The 18,785-nt window shown below is 66.3% G+C and carries 19 protein-coding genes and 1 pseudogene; 10 read left to right on the top strand and 10 right to left on the bottom strand.

All coding sequences use genetic code 11. The annotated features are described in order from the left end of the window. The coding region (ychF, locus tag AC3IFE_RS26575; protein ID WP_489193033.1) for a redox-regulated ATPase YchF at positions 1 to 791 on the top strand (791 nt) is incomplete at its 5' end. Positions 792 to 864: 73 nt separating this feature from the next. On the opposite strand, the pseudogene AC3IFE_RS26570 reads toward ychF, so the two are convergent. The 5 genes and pseudogenes from AC3IFE_RS26570 to AC3IFE_RS26550 all read right to left on the bottom strand — a co-directional run. Beyond that, positions 865 to 1,107, bottom strand: a pseudogene (locus tag AC3IFE_RS26570) (MoaF-related domain-containing protein); the annotation flags it as partial. Positions 1,108 to 1,229: 122 nt separating this feature from the next. Next, positions 1,230 to 1,643, bottom strand: a complete 414-nt coding sequence (locus tag AC3IFE_RS26565) for a lysozyme inhibitor LprI family protein (protein ID WP_489193031.1) — start codon at positions 1,641 to 1,643, stop codon at positions 1,230 to 1,232. 8 nt (positions 1,644 to 1,651) lie between these two features. Beyond that, positions 1,652 to 2,152: a lysozyme gene (locus AC3IFE_RS26560; RefSeq protein ID WP_489193029.1), complete on the bottom strand. Its 501-nt coding sequence runs from the start codon at positions 2,150 to 2,152 to the stop codon at positions 1,652 to 1,654. 280 nt (positions 2,153 to 2,432) lie between these two features. Beyond that, positions 2,433 to 3,824 carry a GABA permease gene (gabP, locus tag AC3IFE_RS26555; RefSeq protein WP_489193027.1) on the bottom strand — a complete coding sequence of 464 codons (1,392 nt, stop codon included), beginning with the start codon at positions 3,822 to 3,824 and terminating at the stop codon, positions 2,433 to 2,435. Positions 3,825 to 4,196: 372 nt separating this feature from the next. Next, positions 4,197 to 4,541, bottom strand: a complete 345-nt coding sequence (locus AC3IFE_RS26550) for an MmcQ/YjbR family DNA-binding protein (protein WP_489193024.1) — start codon at positions 4,539 to 4,541, stop codon at positions 4,197 to 4,199. 264 nt (positions 4,542 to 4,805) lie between these two features. Here AC3IFE_RS26550 and AC3IFE_RS26545 point away from each other — a divergent pair, with 264 nt between their 5' ends. Then, positions 4,806 to 5,114 (top strand): DUF3761 domain-containing protein, encoded by a 309-nt coding sequence (locus AC3IFE_RS26545; protein WP_089466561.1) that lies wholly within the window; start codon positions 4,806 to 4,808, stop codon positions 5,112 to 5,114. A 171-nt stretch (positions 5,115 to 5,285) separates the two neighbouring features. Continuing rightward, positions 5,286 to 6,953, top strand: coding sequence for an energy-dependent translational throttle protein EttA (gene ettA, locus AC3IFE_RS26540; RefSeq protein WP_006494122.1), 1,668 nt, complete (start codon positions 5,286 to 5,288; stop codon positions 6,951 to 6,953). 129 nt (positions 6,954 to 7,082) lie between these two features. On the opposite strand, the gene AC3IFE_RS26535 is transcribed toward ettA, so the two are convergent. From AC3IFE_RS26535 to AC3IFE_RS26520, 4 genes are all read right to left on the bottom strand, one after another. Continuing rightward, positions 7,083 to 7,706: an HAD family hydrolase gene (locus AC3IFE_RS26535; protein ID WP_489193021.1), complete on the bottom strand. Its 624-nt coding sequence runs from the start codon at positions 7,704 to 7,706 to the stop codon at positions 7,083 to 7,085. Beyond that, complete coding sequence (locus AC3IFE_RS26530; protein ID WP_089466559.1) at positions 7,703 to 8,254, bottom strand: cysteine hydrolase family protein; 552 nt, start codon at positions 8,252 to 8,254, stop codon at positions 7,703 to 7,705. The genes AC3IFE_RS26535 and AC3IFE_RS26530 overlap by 4 nt, the downstream gene beginning before the upstream one ends. A 76-nt stretch (positions 8,255 to 8,330) precedes the next feature. Further along, entirely contained in the window at positions 8,331 to 10,145 is a 1,815-nt protein-coding gene (locus tag AC3IFE_RS26525; protein WP_489193019.1) for an aminopeptidase P family protein, read from the bottom strand. Between the two features lie 18 nt (positions 10,146 to 10,163). Beyond that, the gene (locus tag AC3IFE_RS26520) at positions 10,164 to 10,418 is read right to left on the bottom strand and encodes a DUF1129 domain-containing protein (protein WP_006477062.1); all 255 of its coding nucleotides are present in this window, start codon (positions 10,416 to 10,418) and stop codon (positions 10,164 to 10,166) included. Between the two features lie 171 nt (positions 10,419 to 10,589). On the opposite strand from AC3IFE_RS26520, the gene AC3IFE_RS26515 reads away from it, so the two are divergent. From AC3IFE_RS26515 to AC3IFE_RS26485, 7 genes are all read left to right on the top strand, one after another. Then, positions 10,590 to 11,354, top strand: a complete 765-nt coding sequence (locus tag AC3IFE_RS26515; RefSeq protein ID WP_089466556.1) for a response regulator transcription factor — start codon at positions 10,590 to 10,592, stop codon at positions 11,352 to 11,354. A gap of 26 nt (positions 11,355 to 11,380) precedes the next feature. Continuing rightward, complete coding sequence (hemA, locus tag AC3IFE_RS26510; protein ID WP_175931972.1) at positions 11,381 to 12,679, top strand: glutamyl-tRNA reductase; 1,299 nt, start codon at positions 11,381 to 11,383, stop codon at positions 12,677 to 12,679. A 93-nt stretch (positions 12,680 to 12,772) separates the two neighbouring features. After that, on the top strand, positions 12,773 to 13,855 hold the full coding sequence (prfA, locus tag AC3IFE_RS26505) for a peptide chain release factor 1 (protein ID WP_006477064.1): 1,083 nt from the start codon (positions 12,773 to 12,775) through the stop codon (positions 13,853 to 13,855). A 7-nt stretch (positions 13,856 to 13,862) separates the two neighbouring features. Further along, positions 13,863 to 14,705: a peptide chain release factor N(5)-glutamine methyltransferase gene (gene prmC, locus AC3IFE_RS26500; RefSeq protein WP_489193015.1), complete on the top strand. Its 843-nt coding sequence runs from the start codon at positions 13,863 to 13,865 to the stop codon at positions 14,703 to 14,705. A 67-nt stretch (positions 14,706 to 14,772) separates the two neighbouring features. After that, the gene (gene grxD, locus AC3IFE_RS26495) at positions 14,773 to 15,084 is read left to right on the top strand and encodes a Grx4 family monothiol glutaredoxin (protein WP_006477066.1); all 312 of its coding nucleotides are present in this window, start codon (positions 14,773 to 14,775) and stop codon (positions 15,082 to 15,084) included. Between the two features lie 24 nt (positions 15,085 to 15,108). Then, complete coding sequence (locus AC3IFE_RS26490; RefSeq protein ID WP_489193012.1) at positions 15,109 to 15,705, top strand: UbiX family flavin prenyltransferase; 597 nt, start codon at positions 15,109 to 15,111, stop codon at positions 15,703 to 15,705. Between the two features lie 201 nt (positions 15,706 to 15,906). After that, complete coding sequence (locus tag AC3IFE_RS26485; protein ID WP_489193010.1) at positions 15,907 to 16,698, top strand: DODA-type extradiol aromatic ring-opening family dioxygenase; 792 nt, start codon at positions 15,907 to 15,909, stop codon at positions 16,696 to 16,698. A gap of 114 nt (positions 16,699 to 16,812) precedes the next feature. Here the strand turns inward: AC3IFE_RS26485 and AC3IFE_RS26480 are convergent, their stop codons facing one another. Continuing rightward, entirely contained in the window at positions 16,813 to 18,411 is a 1,599-nt protein-coding gene (locus tag AC3IFE_RS26480; protein ID WP_089466551.1) for an APC family permease, read from the bottom strand. Between the last annotated feature and the right edge of the window lie 374 nt (positions 18,412 to 18,785).

Raw genomic sequence — 18,785 nt, 5'->3', positions numbered from 1 at the left:
ACGTCGTGCGCTGCTTCGAGGACGACAACGTCATTCACGTCGCCGGCAAGGTCAGCCCGATCGACGACATCGAAGTGATCAACACCGAACTCGCGCTCGCCGATCTCGGCACCATCGAGAAGGCGCTCACGCGCTATTCGAAGGCGGCGAAGTCGGGCAACGACAAGGAGGCGGCGAAGCTCGTCGCGGTGCTCGAAAAGGTGCGCGCGCAGCTCGACCAGGGCAAGGCCGTGCGCGGCCTCGCGCTGTCGGACGACGAACAGGCGCTGATCAAGCCGTTCTGCCTGATCACCGCGAAGCCGGCGATGTACGTCGCCAACGTGAAGGACGACGGCTTCGAGAACAACCCGCACCTCGAGGCGGTGCGCAAGTACGCGGAAAGCGAAAACGCGCCGGTGGTCGCCGTATGCGCGGCGATCGAGGCGGAAATCGCCGATCTCGACGATGCGGACAAGGAAGCGTTCCTCGCCGACATGGGCATGGAAGAGCCGGGCCTCGACCGGGTGATCCGCGCGGGCTTCAAGCTGCTCGGCCTGCAGACCTACTTCACCGCGGGCGTGAAGGAAGTGCGCGCGTGGACGATCCACATCGGCGATACCGCTCCGCAGGCGGCCGGCGTGATCCACACCGACTTCGAGCGCGGCTTCATCCGCGCGCAGACGATCGCGTTCGACGACTTCGTCACGTACAAGGGCGAGCAAGGCGCGAAGGAAGCCGGCAAGATGCGCGCGGAAGGGAAGGAATATGTCGTGCACGACGGCGATGTGATGAACTTCTTGTTCAACGTTTAAGCGTTGCTGCTGCATCGATCGTGAAAAAGCCCGCTGACTGCGGGCTTTTTCTTTTCGATGGCGGAAGACCGGCTCATTGCCGATCGACGATCGTCAGCGCCCCGGACATATGCAGGAACTGCCCGTCCTTCGTCGCGATGTTCGTATCCACCGTGCCGCGTTCGAAATCCTCGACGTGCACGACGTTCGAGCCTGTGGACGGCTCATGCCAGTACACCATGTACACCTGCGGACGGATTTCGCGCGCCGTGTACTGCACCGTATCCGTCACCCCCTTGAACTGGCCGGCCATGCCGACGAACGACATCGTCTTGTCCGGGAGACCCGTCGCATCGTCATCGCCCGGGTTTCAATGCCATGAACCACGGTGACATGGCGAATACGCATCGGCTGTTACGAGATCGCGAAAGTCGCGGGCTTTTGTCATGTCGGATCGGTTCATGAGGATTTGCGGAAAGCGCTAGCGGACAACCTTTTCGCCATTTCCTTCGTTGCCGCCGTTGCACAGATCGCCTGTGCAGCAGGTCGCATTGAACCCTCGCCCCATGCGTGACGCGCCGATTTTTCGCAGGATGTGTCGCGCGCCTTCTTCCACTTCGCCATCCGTGCGTCGAGCGCCGCCTTGCGCCGTGGCTGCTCGCTCACCTGTTTGTCGACGATTCGCTGCAATTCCCGCTCGGCGACGAGCTGATCGCGCCACGCACAAAAATTCATGCTCGTCTGGCTTGAGTCACAGTCGCTGAGCAGCGCATTGACCTCGCTTGCCGGCAACCCGCTGCGTGCCGCTATCTCGTCCGCTGCCGTCGGGCCGGCAAATGCACGCGTCGACGCCAGCACGAGCAAACCAATCATTGCCGTTCTCACCGTGCCCTCTGTCGTGGCTGGAACGGCGCCGATTCCAGTCGGCGCCGATTGACAAGCCCGTTTGAACGAACGGGCGCCAGACGACGCCCGTTATCGTCTCGCGGATGAATCCAGACGTGCTGATTCATGTGCGACACGACGCCCGCGTCGTCGCTCTGATTCGCTGAACGGAACACGGCCAGCGCACCGGTGTTGCCAGTATTGTATGCATAGCTGACGAGCTCATCGAACTGCAACTGCGTCAACTGCCGAGCCGGGACATGTCGCCGCACGGCGGCTTCTGCCCGACGGACCCGGACCGCGAGTTGTGCATTCACTTGCGTCGCCGTAACCGGCGTGCGCAATTCTTCCGGGGAGCACGGCCCGGTGTGAGCCAGCGTTCCGATGCCATAGGTACAGTTGTTCGCCTGATCGTTGTAGTAAGCCATGACCGCGCTTTCCCGCCTCCGCAGCTCCGCCCACCCTGCGTCACTCAATCCCAGGCTTTCGTTCGCCATTTACCCCTCCCGACGCGACCGCTCACGCAAGTCGACCTCATCATTCACTTCGGTTCTCGAAGCGATCAATGTATGGCGGTGCCGTTCGCGATAAAATCAGACGAGTTCGATTTTGACGCGTTGGTACCTCAACGATCGCGAGGCACGGAAGACCGGGCAGCGTGACGTTCCGTGTATGCGTGTACTGGCGCCAAAAGACAAATGGCCCGACCGGCAAACGCCGATCAGGCCATTTCCACGCCCGGGACTTCGCGCCCCGTCGTCACATCATTCGATCAGATCACGTCGCCGACACCCGCCGCCCCGCACCCGCCTTCGCATCGCGCCCACGCTTGTTCAGCCACGACGCGAGCAGCACGATCAACGCCAGCACGGCCGTCGCACCCACTTCCATCCGGTGTTCCTCGCTGACGAACATCACGGTCAGCGTGCCGCAGATGAACAGGATCACCGCCCACGTGAGCCACGGGAACAGCCACATCCGCAGCGTCAGGTCCGCGCCGCCCGCTTCGAGCGTCCTGCGCATCCGCAGTTGCGAGATCGCGATCACGAGATACACGAGCAGCGCGATCGCGCCCGACGTCGCGAGCAGGAAGCCGAACACCTGCTCCGGCATCAGGTAGTTCGCGATCACGGTCAGGAAACCGAACGCCGTCGACGCGAGCACGGCCGCGCGCGGCGTGCCGGTCGAATCGGTGCGATGCAGGAAGGCGGGCGCGTCCTTGCGCCGGGACAGCGAAAACAGCATCCGCGATGCCGTATACAGCGCCGAATTCAGGCAGCTCGCGACCGACACGAGCACGATCACGTCGATGATCGCCTTCGCGTTCGGGACGCCGATCAGTTCCATCGCGCGCTGATACGAGCCGTGCTTCGGCAGCAGCGGGTCGTTCCACGGCACGATGGCCGCGACAACGAGGATCGAGCCGAGATAGAACAGCGTGATACGCCAGATGACCGAGTTCGTCGCCCGCACGATCTGGCGTTGCGGGTTGTCCGATTCGGCGGCCGCGATCGTCACGATCTCGGTGCCGAGGAACGAGAACATCGTCGTCAGCATCGCCGCGAGCACCGCGCTCGCGCCGTGCGGCATGAAGCCGTCGTGCACGAACAGGTTCGACACGCCCGACACGGCCGGCGCGGGAATGATGCCGACGATCGCCGCGCCGCCGATGCACAGGAACACGACGATCGCGACGACCTTGATCAGCGCGAACCAGAATTCGAATTCGCCGTAGTTCTTGACGGAAAAGAGATTGGTGACGGTGAGCAGCAGCGTGATGCCGAACGCGAAGATCCACGTCGCGATGCCCGGGAACCACGCATTGAGGATGGTCGCGGCGGCGGTCGCCTCGATCGGGATCACCAGCACCCAGAACCACCAGTACAGCCAGCCGATCGTGAAGCCGGCCCAGTGGCCGATCGCACGATCGGCATAGGTCGAGAACGACCCGCTGTCCGGATGCGCGACGGCCATCTCGCCGAGCATGCGCATCACCAGCACGACCAGCACGCCCGCGATCGCATACGCGAGTATCGATGCCGGCCCGGCTTCCGCGATCGCGTGGCCGGAGCCGACGAACAAGCCCGCGCCGATGACGCCGGCAATCGACATCATCGTTACGTGACGCTGCTTCAGGCCGGTGCCGAGGCCTGTGTTGCTTCCACTCATCTGTCTCTCTCCAAAAAACGGTTCCGGTACGACCGGTGTCGCGTGAAGGCGGCGCGGGAGTTGTCGTTCTTGAATCCGGCCGCGGCCGCAGGTACGTCGCACGCGGGCATGGGCCGGAGGGGCCGTGCCGGTCGGGTCGTCCGCGCAGTCTGCGAAGCTGCGGGTGCGATGCGGCGCACGGGGCGCCGGCGCATCGCGTACGCCCGTTCCGTCGGCTGTCGTCAGCCGCCTTCGAAGCGAAGGAGTGTAAGCATCAAACGGTTCTTCACTAAGAACCAATTGAAGAATTTCGATGGAACCACTTGTTGCATCGATACGAATCGATGCAACGCTTGATCCGGTTCGGCGGCGGCTCGCGTGGGGGCGCGCCGTTCAGTTCGTGTCGCCGGCGGCTTCGTCCCGCCACCTCGCCGGCACGATTGCGCGCCATTCCCGCAGGAGCAGGTTTTTCACGGCGTCGGGGTGCGCGGCCGACAGGCGCACCAGCACGATCGGCCAGCCGACGTAGTGATCGGTCACGTAGTACACGTCGGGCGCCGACTCGATCAGCCACGCGCGCTCGTCGGGGCCGACGCCCTTCACGACGAGCGTGTCGCCGTCCTCGTGCAGCCGCGCGAGCAGCTTGCCCTTCACCTTGAGCGCGGGCGTGCCGTACGACGTGCCTTCCTCGACGCCGCGCCACGCCAGTGCGATCTGCCGGACTTCGTCGAATGTCACGATGCCTCCCCGACCGTGCGTCGATGGTTGACGGTCCGGCCACCCTACCGGAAACCGCGCGACGCGCCCACTATCGTCGCATCACGCGGAACGGCCGAAGCTCGCCGCGTTCCGCCGGTGGATTTTCGATGCCGCGCAGCCCGACGGCGTGGCGTCGATGTCCTGCGCGGCGTCGCGTCACGCCGGCACCCGGCGCCGATCCGCTAACATGCGGCGCGGGCAATCGGCCCGACATCGACAACAACGAACGAAACGAGAGAGACCATGCGCACCCTGCTCCGCCGCGCGACCCAGGTCGCGACCCTGTCCGCCGCACTCTTCGTCGCGGGCGCCGCGTTGCCGCCGGCCGCGCACGCCTATCGCGCGCCGCCCGGCTACGGCAACGAAGCCGACCTCGACCGTCACGACACGTATCGCAACCGCGACGGCGAAACCGTGCATGCGCCCGCGCATTCGAAATCGGGCCGCGTGCCGGACGGCGCGAGCGCGCGTTGCCGCGACGGCACGTACAGCTTCAGCCGCCACCGGCGCGGCACATGCTCGGGGCACGGCGGCGTCGCCGCGTGGCTGTGAGCGCGGGTCGGCCGAATGGCCTGCGTCGCGCCAGCGGCAGCCGGCGGCGAAGTACAATACGCGCTCGCACCGCCGCGCCCCGCGCGGCACGCTCCGTACCGAATCACCCGACGCCGCCACGCCCGCCCGCGCTGCGCGGCCGTCTCAACCACTTCTGACTTTCACACCGAAATGGCCCAATACGTTTTCACGATGAACCGGGTCGGCAAGATCGTGCCGCCCAAGCGCCAGATCCTGAAGGACATCTCGCTGTCGTTCTTTCCCGGCGCGAAGATCGGCGTGCTCGGCCTGAACGGCTCGGGCAAGTCGACGCTGATCCGCATCATGGCGGGCGTCGACAAGGACATCGAAGGCGAAGCCACGCCGATGCCGAACCTGAACATCGGCTACCTGCCGCAGGAACCGCAGCTCGACCCGACGAAGACCGTGCGCGAAGCCGTCGAGGAAGGCCTCGGCGACCTGTTCCAGGCCAACAAGAAGCTGGAAGAAATCTACGCGGCCTACGCCGAACCGGACGCCGACTTCGACGCGCTCGCGGCCGAGCAGGCGAAATACGAAGCGATCCTCGCGTCGAGCGACGGCGGCAGCCCCGAGCAGCAGCTCGAAGTGGCCGCCGACGCGCTGCGCCTGCCGCCGTGGGACGCGAAGATCGAGCACCTGTCGGGCGGCGAGAAGCGCCGCGTCGCGCTGTGCAAGCTGCTGCTCGAAAAGCCCGACATGCTGCTGCTCGACGAACCGACCAACCACCTCGACGCCGAATCGGTCGACTGGCTCGAGCAGTTCCTGGTGCGTTTCCCGGGCACCGTGGTCGCGGTCACGCACGATCGCTACTTCCTCGACAACGCGGCCGAGTGGATTCTCGAACTCGACCGCGGCCACGGCATTCCGTGGAAGGGCAACTACAGCAGCTGGCTCGACCAGAAGGAAGAGCGCCTGAAGCAGGAAGAAGCGTCGGAATCGGCGCGTCAGAAGGCGATCAAGAAGGAACTGGAGTGGGTGCGCCAGAACCCGAAGGGCCGCCAGGCGAAGTCGAAGGCGCGTATCGCGCGCTTCGAGGAGCTGAGCAGCCAGGAATACCAGAAGCGCAACGAAACGCAGGAAATCTTCATTCCGGCCGGCGAACGCCTCGGCAACGAAGTGATCGAGTTCAAGAACGTCAGCAAGTCGTTCGGCGACCGCCTGCTGATCGACAACCTGAGCTTCAAGATCCCGGCCGGCGCGATCGTCGGCATCATCGGCCCGAACGGCGCCGGCAAGTCGACGCTGTTCAAGATGCTGACCGGCAAGGAACAGCCGGATTCGGGCGAAGTCGTGATGGGCCCGACGGTGAAGCTCGCGTACGTCGACCAGAGCCGCGACGCGCTCGACGGTTCGAAGACGGTGTTCGAGGAAATCTCGGGCGGCGCCGACGTGCTGACGGTCGGCAAGTACGAAACGCCGTCGCGCGCGTACATCGGCCGCTTCAACTTCAAGGGCGGCGACCAGCAGAAGATCGTCGGCAACCTGTCCGGCGGCGAACGCGGCCGCCTGCACCTCGCGAAGACGCTGATCTCGGGGGGCAACGTGCTGCTGCTGGACGAACCGTCGAACGACCTCGACGTCGAAACGCTGCGTGCGCTGGAAGACGCGCTGCTCGAATTCGCGGGCTCGGTGATGGTGATCTCGCACGATCGCTGGTTCCTCGACCGGATCGCGACGCACATCCTCGCGTTCGAAGGCGATTCGCAGGTCACGTTCTTCGACGGCAACTACCAGGAATACGAAGCCGACAAGCGTGCGCGCCTCGGCGAGGAAGCCGCGAAGCCGAAGCGTCTGCGCTACAAGCCGATCAGCCGCTGAGCGGCGCGGCCCAGGCGCCCGGCGCCGCGCTCGCGCGGGGCCGGTGCCGAACGGGGCCGCTTCCGGAACGGCACAGCGAAAAAGCGAGCCCAGCGCTCGCTTTTTTATCCCGCGCGGCTTCCGCGCCGTCTACACCAGCGCGCCCAGTTCACGCAGGCGTGCTTCGGTCGCCGCCGCGCTCGTGTGATGAATGCCGTGCCAACCAAGCGCCGCCGCGGCCGCTGCGTTGTGCGCGTTGTCGTCGATGAACACGAGCTCGTGCGGCGCGACGCCAGGCAGGTGCGGCTCGATCCGCGCATGCATCTCGCGGTAGATCGCCGGCTCGGGTTTCACGAGCTTCACGCGGCCCGACACGACGATGTCCTTGAAGCGGCGCAGCACCGGGAAGTTGTCCCATGCATACGGAAACGTCTGCGCGGACCAGTTCGTCAGCCCGAACAACGGCATCCCCTGCGCGTCCAGCCGCTCGACGAGCGCCGCGCCCTCTTCGAGCACGCCGCCGATCATCTCGTGCCAGCGCGCGTAGAACGCGCGGATCAGTGCCTCGTGCTCCGGAAACTTCGCGACGAGTTCGGCCGTGCCCTCCTCGATCGTCTGCCCGCCGTCCTGGCGGACCACCCAGTCCATCGCACATACGTGCGTGAGGAACCAGCGGCGCTCGGCGGCGTCGGGAATCAGTTCGCGGTAAAGGTACTCGGGACTCCAGTCGATCAGCACGCCGCCGAAATCGAACACCACTGCCTTGATCGTCATGCGAACTCCGCGGCGAGCACGTCCGCGAGCGGACGCGGCGTCACCGCGTTGCCCGACAGCGAATTGTTGTGCCAGATGAAGTGATGGTGCGCGACGATCTGCGCCGCCGACAGGTGGGCACGCTCGTTCGTCGTGTGCAGGTCGGACACGACGGTCGTCCGGTAGCCGAGCAGCGCGGCACGGCGCGCGGCCGAATCGACGCAGAACTCGGTCGCATAGCCGCAGATCAGCACCGAACGGATGCCATGGCGATCGAGCTGCGCCGCGAGCGGCGTGTCGTGAAACGCGTCGCTCGCCTGCTTGCGCACGCGCCAGTCGTCGCGACCGACGACCAGCCCGGCGTGCAGTTCCCAGCCCGGCGTGCCGGGCACGATGTCGTCGTCCGCGTCGCCGTCGTGCTGCACGAAGCACACCGGCGCGTTCGCCGCATGCGCCGCTGCCGTCAACCGGTTGATGCCCGACACCACGTCGTCGAGCCGGTACGCGGGCTGCGCCCGCTGCACCAGCCCACGCTGCATGTCGACCACGATCACCGCAGTGTCCGCCATTGCTTGCCCTCGCTGTTATTGTCAGGCCGTCGTTCGATCGTGACCGACTCGCCATCCGCCGTTGCCGCGCGTTGCGTCAGATCGGCTGCGTGCGCAAGTCGAGCCACGCCTTCGCGTCGCCGCTCAGATGCCGGCCGACGCGCTCGCGCACCGTCGCGTGATACGTGTTCAGCCACGCGCGCTCTTCGTCGTGCAGCATCTCGATCAGCACGCAGCGCGTGTCGATCGGGCACAGCGTCAGCGTCTCGAATGCGAGGAAATCGCCGAACTCCGTCTTCCCGGCCGCGCGGTTCACGACCAGGTTCTCGATCCGGATGCCCCACTGGCCCGGACGGTACACGCCCGGCTCGATCGACGTGATCATTCCCTCTTCCATCGCCGTGTACGGCTCGGCCGGCGCGTAGTGCGAGATCACCTGCGGGCCTTCGTGCACGTTCAGGAAGTAGCCGACGCCATGCCCGGTGCCATGGCCGTAGTCGAGCCCGGCCGCCCACATCGGCGCACGCGCGATCGCATCGAGCATCGGCGAGCGGATGCCGCGGGGGAAGCGGGCGCGCGACAGCGCCATCATCGACTTCAGCACGATCGTGAAATCGCGCCGCTGCAGGTCGCTGACGGTGCCGACCGGCACGACGCGCGTGATGTCGGTCGTGCCCGTCATGTACTGGCCGCCCGAATCGATCAGCAGCAGGCCGTCGCCGGCGATCGTCGCGTGCGACTCGCGCGTCGCATGGTAGTGCGGCATCGCGCCGTTCGCGTTGAAGCCGGCGATCGTCGCGAAGCTCGCCGACACGTAGCCGGGGCGGCGGGCGCGCGCGGCCGTGAGCTTCTCCTCGATCGTCAGCTCGGTGATCGTCTCGCGATTCACCGCCTGTTCGAACCACGCGAAGAATTCGGCCAGCGCGGCGCCGTCGTGCTCCATCGTCACGCGCACGTGCTCGATCTCGGCGGACGTCTTGCGCGACTTCGCGAACGTCGACGGATTCACGGCCTCGACGAGCTTCACGCCGGCCGGCACGGCCTCGAGCGTGCCGAACGTCACGCGGCGCGGGTCGATCAGCAGCGTCGCGCCGTCGGGCAGCGCCCCGAGCGACGCACGCGCGGCGTCGTAGGCGCGAACGTCGACGCCATCCCGCGCGAGCGACGCGGCCAGCGCCGGAGGCACCTTGCCGTCGGCGACGAACAGCGTCGCGCGATCGGCGCCGATCAATGCGTGCGCAACGAACACCGGATTGAAATTGACGTCGGCGCCGCGCAGGTTGAACAGCCACGCGAGATCGTCGAGCGTCGACACGAAGTGCCATTGCGCGCCCTGCGCGTGCATCGCGCGGCGCACTTCGGCGAGCTTGCTCGCGCGGGTCGTGTCGGCCTGCGGCGCCACGTGCTCGAACACCGCATCGCCGGGCAGCCCCGGCCGCTCCGGCCAGATCGCGTCGAGCAGGTCGACGTCGGTGCGCAGCGCGATGCCGCGCGCGCTCAGCGCGGCGCTCAGCCCGCGCGCGGCCGCGACGCCGAGCACGGCGCCATCGACGCCGACCGTCGCGCCGGCCGCCACGTTCTGCGCGAGCCAGTCGACGTGCGGTGCGCTCTGCTGCCCGCTCGTCATCTTCATTAACTGCACGCCCGTGCCCGCCAGCTCGGCGTCGGCCTGCACCCAGTAGCGGCTGTCGACCCACAACCCCGCGAACTCCGCGGTCACGACCAGCGTGCCGACCGAGCCCGTGAAGCCCGACAGCCAGCGGCGCGCCTGCCAGCGTTCCGGCAGGTATTCGGACAGATGGGGATCGGCGGACGGCACGAGATAGGCGGCCAGGTTCTCGCGGGCCATGGCGCCGCGCAACAGCGCGAGACGGGCCGGCACCGGCGAGACTTCGGGGAGACGGGCATTCATGATTTCACCTGAGAGCATTCAGCGACGGGCCGACAGCGCGACCGTCACGGCTACGGCGAGGAACGCGACGCCGGTGCAGACCGGCCATTCGAGCGTCTCGCCATCGTAAAACAGTCCCGAGAGATTGCCGACCATGCGGGCGGCGGCCGCGCCCACGATGCCGACGAGCACCGCGATCCACCATGCCGGCCGGCCCGTGCGCCGCATCGGATGCAGCCAGCGGCCGAACAGCCCGACGGCCGCTCCCAGGACAAGGATTCCAAACCAGTTCATTCAACGCCTTCTATAAATTCAGATTCGTCCCATAGGCGTGAACGTTGCCAGCGGCTAGCATCGATTCATCCATCGAACCCGAGACCAGCCGGGCGCCGCGAACGTTCGAGTGTAGGGGCCGACTCGACGTTATGGCAAGCGCACACCGGCTGCCGTATTGAAGAAATCGTCATGCGAATCGCTCTGATCGATCCGGAGTCGCGTCATAGCGCTCTCCTGAACCGCCTGCTCTTCGCGGGCGGTCACGTGTGCCATGCGTTTCCGTCCAGCACCGCATTCTTCGAGTGGCTCGCCGCCGACAACACCTGCGACATGCTGGTCACCGGCCACTGGGCCGGCGACCGGCCGGCGCAGGAAGTCATTCCGCGCGCGCAGGCGATCCTGCCCGGGTTGCCGGCCATTGCCATGATGCAGTCGGCGCGCGAAAGCGAAATCGTCTCATGCCTGCACGCGGGCGCCGACGATTGCCTCGTGCGCCCCGTGAGCGGGCCGGAGTTTCTCGCGCGCGTCAACGCACTGAGCCGGCGCGCGGGCGTGCGGCGAGCCCCCGCCCGCTCGCGCGAAACGTACGGCGAATACGCATTCGACACCACCCATTGCCTCGTGCGTTTCGGCGACGCAATCGTTTCACTCACGCCGAAGGAGTTCCGTTTCGCGCAGTTGCTGCTCACGAACGTGTCGCGACCCGTGTCGCGCGCCCATATCCTCGAAACGGTATGGGGCCGCCGCCGCGACATGAAGTCGCGCACGCTCGACACGCACGCGTCCCGGCTGCGCAGCAAATTGCAGCTGCTTCCGGAGCGCGGCTACCGGCTGTTGCCGCTCTACGGCTTCGGCTATCAGCTCGACCGCGTGCCGATCGAGCCCCCAAATTCGCGCCCCCGCCACGCCGATGCCCGGTACGCAGCGAGTGAGGAAATTACTGAAACGCTATAATATGGGGCTAAACGATAGCCCTCGATATGCAACTCCTCACGATCGGAATCAACCACCACACTGCGCCTGTCGCCCTGCGCGAACGCGTGGCGTTTCCGCTCGAGCAAATCAAGCCGGCTCTCGTCACGTTCAAGAACGTGTTTCTCGGCCCGCAGGCGCCCAATACGCCGGAAGCGGCGATCCTCTCCACCTGCAACCGCACCGAACTGTATTGCGCCACCGACGATCGCGCGGCCCGCGAAGGCGCGCTCCGCTGGCTGTCGGAGTATCACCGGATTCCGGTCGACGAGCTCGCGCCGCACGTCTATGCGCTGCCGCAGTCGGAAGCCGTCCGGCACGCGTTTCGCGTGGCATCCGGCCTCGATTCGATGGTGCTCGGTGAAACCCAGATTCTGGGCCAGATGAAGGATGCCGTTCGCACCGCGACGGAAGCGGGCGCGCTCGGCACCTACCTGAACCAGCTGTTCCAGCGCACGTTCGCAGTGGCGAAGGAAGTGCGCGGCACGACCGAAATCGGCACGCAGTCGGTGTCGATGGCCGCCGCCGCGGTTCGCCTCGCGCAGCGGATCTTCGAAAAGGTGTCGGATCAGCGCGTGCTGTTCATCGGCGCCGGCGAAATGATCGAGCTGTGCGCGACGCACTTCGCCGCGCAAGGCCCGCGCGAACTCGTCGTCGCGAACCGCACGGCCGAACGCGGCCAGCGGCTCGCCGAACGCTTCAACGGCCGCGCGATGCCGCTGGCCGACCTGCCCGCCCGCATGCACGAGTTCGACATCATCGTGTCGTGCACCGCGTCGACGCTGCCGATCATCGGCCTCGGCGCGGTCGAGCGCGCGGTGAAGGCGCGCCGCCACCGGCCGATCTTCATGGTCGACCTCGCGGTGCCGCGCGACATCGAGCCCGAAGTCGGCAAGCTGAAGGACGTGTTCCTCTACACCGTCGACGATCTCGGCGCGATCGTGCGCGAAGGCAACGCGTCGCGCCAGGCCGCGGTCGCGCAGGCCGAAGCGATCATCGAGACGCGCGTGCAGAATTTCATGCAATGGCTCGACACGCGCAGCGTCGTGCCGGTGATCCGTCACATGCATACGCAGGCGGACGCGCTGCGCCGGGCCGAAGTCGAGAAGGCGCAGAAGCTGCTGGCGCGCGGTGAAGATCCGGCTGCGGTGCTCGAAGCGCTGTCGCAGGCGCTGACCAACAAGCTGATCCACGGCCCGACGAGCGCGCTCAACCGCGTCAACGGCGCCGATCGCGATTCGCTGATCGACCTGATGCGCGGCTTCTACCAGCACGCGCCGCGCTCGAACGACCAATCCGGCCACTAGCGCCGCCCGGTCGCCCTGCCGCCGGCCGGTCGTTGTCCCACCGCCGGCCTATCCTTTCCGAATACCCCTTGCCCGGGAGCGCCGCTCCACACCATGAAGACGAGCATGCAACGCAAGCTCGACCAGCTGTCCACACGGCTGGCCGAACTGAACGACCTGCTGAGCCGCGAAAACGTCACGGCCGACCTCGACCAGTACCGCAAGCTGACACGCGAACATGCGGAACTCGGCCCGGTCGTCGAGCAATACGCGTTATGGCGCCAGTCGCGCAGCGACGAGACGGCCGCGCAGGAGCTGCTCGCCGATCCGTCGATGCGCGATTTCGCGGAAGACGAAATCCGCAGCGCGCGCGAGGGCATGGCGCGCCTCGAGACCGAGCTGCAGAAGATGCTGCTGCCGAAGGACCCGAACGACGACCGCAACATCTTCCTCGAAATCCGCGCGGGCACGGGCGGCGACGAATCGGCGCTGTTCGCGGGCGACCTGCTGCGCATGTACCTGCGCTTCGCGGAACGCCAGCGCTGGCAGGTCGAAATGATGTCGGAGAGCGCGTCGGATCTCGGCGGCTACAAGGAAGTGATCGTGCGAATCGCGGGCCAGGGCGCGTATTCGCGCCTGAAGTTCGAATCGGGCGGCCATCGCGTGCAACGCGTGCCGGCCACCGAGACGCAGGGGCGCATCCATACGTCCGCGTGCACGGTCGCCGTGATGCCGGAAGCCGACGAAATCGGCGAGGTCGAGATCAATCCGGCCGACCTGCGCATCGACACGTTCCGCGCGTCCGGCGCGGGCGGCCAGCACATCAACAAGACCGATTCGGCGGTGCGCGTCACGCACATCCCGACCGGGATCGTCGTCGAATGCCAGGACGACCGCTCGCAGCACAAGAACAAGGATCGCGCGCTGAAGGTGCTCGCCGCGCGCATCAAGGACAAGCAGTATCACGAGCAGCACGCGAAGGAAGCGGCGACGCGCAAGAGCCTGATCGGCTCCGGCGACCGCTCCGAGCGGATCCGCACGTACAACTTCCCGCAAGGCCGGATGACCGACCACCGGATCAACCTGACGCTGTACCGGCTCGAGGCGATCATGGACGGCGATCTCGACGAACTGATCGGCGCGCTCGTCACCGAGCACCAGGCCGAGTTGCTCGCGTCGCTCGGCGAAGCCGACTGAGGCCGCGATGCCCGACACCACCGCCGACGCGTTGCTGCGCGCATCGCCGCTCGACCCGGTCGATGCACGCGTGCTGCTCGCGCATGCGCTGGGCTGGACTCGCACGCAACTGATCACGCGCGGCGACGCGCCGCTCGACGTGGCCGCGGTCGAACGCTTCCGCGCGCTTGAGGCGCGTCGCGTCGCCGGCGAGCCCGTCGCGCAACTGGTCGGGATGCGCGAGTTCTTCGGCCGCCCGTTCGACGTGACGCCCGACGTGCTGATCCCGCGCCCCGAAACCGAACTGCTCGTCGAAGCCGCGCTCGATGCGATCAGCGGGCTGCCGCACGCCGCCGTGCTCGATCTCGGCACCGGCAGCGGCGCGATCGCCGTGTCGATCGCGGCCGAGCGCCCCGATGCGCGCGTCTGGGCGCTCGACCGTTCGCCGGCCGCGCTCGCGGTCGCGCAACGCAACGCCGACAAACTGCTCGACGCGCGGCGCCCCGGCGGCCCGCTGCGCTGGCTGCAGAGCGACTGGTACGCGGCGCTCGATCCCGCGCTCGCGTTCGATACGATCGTCAGCAACCCGCCGTACATCGCGCAAGGCGACCCGCACCTCGCGCAAGGCGATCTGCGTTTCGAGCCGCGCGGCGCGCTCACCGATGACGCCGACGGCCTCAGCGCGATCCACACGATCGTCGCGGGCGCCGGCGCGTACCTGAAACCGGGCGGCACGCTCTGGATCGAGCACGGCTATGACCAGGCCGAAGCCGTCCGCGCGATCCTGACCTCGCACGGCTTCGTCGCGGTCGAGTCGCTCGCCGATCTCGCCGCCATCGAACGCACGACCGGCGGCCGCCTGCCGGGCTGACGCCCGGCCCGCCCGGTTGAAATCCGCTATCATTTCGATCTAACGCCCCGCAAACGCAAGGTCAGTCATGGACACCCAACAACGTATCAAGCAAATCGTCGACGAAAACCAGGTCGTGCTCTTCATGAAGGGCAACGCGCAATTCCCGATGTGCGGCTTCTCGGGCCGCGCCGTGCAGGTGCTGAAAGCCTGCGGCGTCGACCAGTTCAAGACGGTCAACGTGCTCGAGGACGACGAAATCCGCCAGGGCATCAAGGCATTCTCGAACTGGCCGACCATCCCGCAGCTCTACGTGAAGGGCGAATTCATCGGCGGCTCGGACATCATGATGGAGATGTACCAGTCGGGCGAACTGCAGCAACTGTTCGCCGCCGCTTGATACGCGGCACCCGCCCCCTTTTCGATGGCATCTCCCAGCGCGCCGCCACGCCGGCTGATCGTCGCGATCACCGGCGCCACCGGCGCGATCTACGGTGTGCGGCTGCTCGACCTGCTGCGCGCCGCCGGCGGCGTCGAAACGCACCTGCTGATTTCGAACGCCGGCTGGCTCAACATCCAGCATGAACTGAAGCTGCCGAAGGCCGACGTCGAAAGCCGTGCGGACGTCGTGCATTCGGTGCGCGACGTCGGCGCGACGATCGCGTCGGGCTCGTTCGCGACCGACGGCATGGTAATCGCGCCCTGTTCGATGAAGACGCTCGCGAGCGTCGCGCACGGGCTGTCCGACAACCTGATCACGCGCGCGGCCGACGTCACGCTGAAGGAACGCCGCCGTCTCGTGCTGATGGTGCGCGAAACGCCGTTCAACCTCGCGCATCTGCGCAACATGACCGCCGTCACCGAAATGGGCGGCATCGTCTTCCCGCCGCTGCCGGCGTTCTATGCGATGCCGAAGACGATCGCGGAACTCGTCGACCAGACCGTCACGCGCGTGCTCGACCTGTTCGCGCTCAGCGCCCCGCTCACGACGCCGTGGGCCGGCATTCGGCACGCGCAGTAAATCACCTCCTTTTGCGCGGATTCCCCCCCGATCCGCACCGCAATTCCGTCGATCTCACGCCTTCAGACGCGAATCGGCTTGGTGCGCGTGCCATCGCCACGATTATCAACGAACAAGCGTCAATCAAATTCCCGATTGCCCATTTATCAATGCCCGGTGCGCGCCTATAGTCACAGGCAAATCCTTTAGCAGGTCACCACCATGAACCGCTTGCCTTCGCTGTACCTGTCTCACGGCGCCCCGACACTGCCGATCGACCCCGTGCTGCCGTCCGGCGCGTTCACGCACCTCGGCGCCGAACTGCCGCGCCCGCGCGCGGTGCTGATGCTCTCCGCGCACTGGGGCACGCAACAGCCGGTCGCGAGCGTCGCCGCGCATCCGGACACGATTCACGATTTCTACGGTTTCCCGCAGGCGCTGTACGACATCCGCTATCCGGCGCCGGGCGCACCCGACGTCGCCGCACGCGCGGCCGCGCTGCTGAACGCGGCCGGCATCGCGACCGCGACGACCGAACACGGCCTCGATCACGGCGCGTGGGTGCCGATGCTGCTGATGTTTCCGGAAGCCGACGTGCCGGTCGCGCAACTGTCGATCCAGCCGCGCGCGGACGCCGCGCATCACTTCGCGCTCGGCCGCGCGCTGCGGCCGCTGCGCGACGAAGGCGTGATGGTGATCGGCTCGGGCCAGATCACGCACAACCTGCGCGCCGCCGATTTCGGCGCGACGCCCGAGGATGCGGACCCGCGCGTCGCGGAATTCACCGACTGGTTCGAGGCCAAACTTGCCGCGCGCGACGTCGATGCGCTGCTCGACTATCGCCGGCAGGCGCCGCACGCGGCGCTGATGCATCCGACCGACGAGCATCTGCTGCCGGTCTTCACCGCGCTCGGCGCGGCGGACGACGACTACCGGCTCGGCATCCAGTCGCTCGGCACCTACCAGCGCGTGCTCGCGATGACGAACTACGTGTTCGCGAACGCCGACGCCTGAACCCGAACGGCGGCGCAACCGCCGAGCCAGTCAGCAAAAAGCCCGCCGGAGCATCGCTCGGGCGGGCTTTTTCGCTGCCTCCTGTCGCCGCCGAATCCGGCGACAGGTCACGCGTCAGGCGCCGACCCCCTCGAGGATCTCGTCGTGCGACTCGCGCTCGTCGAGATACTGGGTCCGGTAGCCGGTATTCACGCCCCAGAAGTAGAACACCAGCGAGATCGCCGCGACGATCAGCATGTCCCAGCCGTACGGCAGGTAGCCGTGACCGCCGAATTCCTTGCTGCCGATCAGCGACAGCACGGCCATCGTCGGCAGGTACGCGACCAGCCACCACGCGGCCTTCAGGTCGGCGCCCCAGCCGGTCCAGCCCGACTTCGCCTGGAAGTAGAAATACACCGGCAGCGCGACGATCATCAGCAGGATGATTTCGCCCGTCAGCGGCCACTTCGCCCAGTACAGGATCAGCGACGCGCACACGAACGCGAACGGCGCGATCAGCTTCATCAGCGGAATCGACAGCGGACGCTCGATGTCGGTCGCCGAACGGCGCAGCGCCATCAGGCTGATCGGACCGGTCAGGTACGAGATCACCGTCGCGACCGAGATCACCGCCGCGAGCGAGCTCCAGCCGCGGAAGAAGAACAGGAAGATGAACGACACGAGCAGGTTGAACCACATCGCCTGGCGCGGCACGCCGTAGATCGGGTGCACGTTGCCGAACATCTTCGGCATCGTGTTGTTGCGCTCCATCGCGTAGATCATGCGGGTGGTCGTCGCCATGTAGGTCGTGCCGGTGCCGCTCGGGCTGATGAACGCGTCGACATACAGCAGGATCGCGAGCCAGTTCAGGTTCAGCGCGATCGCGAGTTCCGCGAACGGCGACGAGAAATTGAAGTGCGCCCAGCCCTTCGCGACGTCGGCCGGGTTCACCGAACCGATGTACGCCATTTGGAGGAGCACGTAGATCACGAGCGCGAGCAGGATCGACGTGATCACCGCGAACGGCACGCTGCGCGACGGATTGCGCGCTTCACCGGCGAGGTTCACCGGGCTCTGGAAGCCGTTGAACGCGAACACGATGCCGCTCGTCGCGACCGCGGTCAGCACGGCCGACCAGCCATACGGCGCGAAGCTCGCGTTGGATGCGGTGCCGAGGTTCTCCGAATGGAAGCTCGTGAGCATCAGGCCGAGGATCGTGAGGCCGGGAATCAGGAACTTGAAGATCGTGATCGCGGTGTTCGCCCGCGCGAAAGCCTTCACACCCCAGTAGTTCAGCATGAAGTAGACGACGACCAGCACGGCCGACAGCAACAGGCCCAATGTCTGCAACTCGCCGTTCACGAACAAGGCATGCGCCCACGGATACGGCCACGTGCTCATGTACTGGATCGACGCTTCGGCCTCGATCGGGATCACGGATACGATCGCGATCCAGTTGGCCCATGCGCTGATGAAGCCCACCAGCGAACCGTGCGAGTAGCGCGCGTAGCGCACCATACCGCCCGACTCCGGGAACATCGCGCCCAGTTCCGCATACGTCAGCGCGATCGCGAGAATCACGACGGCGCCGATGATCCATGCGCAGATCGCCGCCGGACCGGCGATCTTGGCGGCCTTCCAGGCACCGAACAGCCAGCCCGAGCCGATAATCGAACCCAGCCCCGTCAGCATCAATGCAAACGGGCCGATGTTCCGTTGAATAGAACTCTTCACATCCTCTCCTGTGTCTCAAAAAGCATGGTCGGCCTGCGATCCGGGATCGGCTCGGAGCGCACCGCGCACGCATTCTTGGGAGGAGGGTCACCCGATCGGGGCAACCCGTCCACGCGGCGCGTAGTTTAACGGTTGCACCTCGAACGTGGCGCCAAAATCGATCGACCCCTACAAAAAATTCGCATCGCTTGCAAGCTTTGTAAACCGAATATCCGCAATAACCCTGAATGCTCGGGAATACGGTTGACCGTCAGACGGATTAGCCGTATAAAGGACTTCGCAGGATTTCAAGTGGCGAGTGAATTGGTTCTTTCGTAGTTCGCCCATCAACGGTACTCCGGTTGGTCCTATTACCCCTTCCTTGATTTTCCGCA

The organism is Burkholderia sp. APQ4-4ca, from assembly GCF_057837105.1.
Note: the sequence above shows the minus strand (reverse complement) of the source record. Positions and strands in the feature narration are given on the sequence as shown.